Consider the following 619-nt stretch of genomic DNA (forward strand, 5'->3'; position numbering starts at 1 on the left):
GGGTGTGGTGTCCGCTGCGCCGTTCCTCAACCAGGTCACCGCGCTGGTGATCATCGCCCTGGCGATGACGGTGTTCGTGTACGGCCTGGTGGCCGGCATCGTGAAGCTGGACGACGTCGGCCTGTACCTGTCGCGCAAGGGCGCGGCGCTGGCGGCGATCGGCCGTGGGCTGCTGGTGACCGCGCCGTGGCTGATGAAGTTCCTGTCGGTGGCCGGGACGGCGGCGATGTTCCTGGTCGGTGGCGGCATCCTGGTTCACAACGTGCCGGCGCTGCACCACCTGGTACAGGCACTCGGTGGTGAAGGCCGCTGGGGCTGGCTGGTCAACGCGCTGGGCAACATGGTGGTTGGCGTGATCGCCGGTGCCATCGTGCTGGCGGCGGTGATGGGGTTCCAGAAGCTGCGCGGGAAGAAAGCGGCGCATTGAGGGTGAGGCCGCCGAGCAGGGCTCGGCGCTACCGGTGGGGGCGGGGGATTGATCATCATTCCGCGCCCGGCGGCGGATGCCAACCGCAGGGCGATGCGCTAATCGAAGCGGCGCTTGTCTGGATGCGGCGCGATGGCGCCGTCAGCCGGCGTTCCAGTCGCGCACGGCGGCCAGTTCGGCGTGTGCCCGGGC

General features: G+C 69.8%; 1 protein-coding gene. It reads left to right on the forward strand.

Going from position 1 to position 619, the window contains the following annotated elements; all coding sequences use genetic code 11:
- Nucleotides 1-427, forward strand: a 427-nt coding sequence (locus ACXJKJ_RS31065; protein ID WP_457395419.1) for a DUF808 family protein, incomplete at its 5' end; no start/stop codon positions are given.
- Nucleotides 428-619: the final 192 nt, after the last annotated feature.

Source organism: Roseateles sp. P5_E1, from assembly GCF_054049335.1.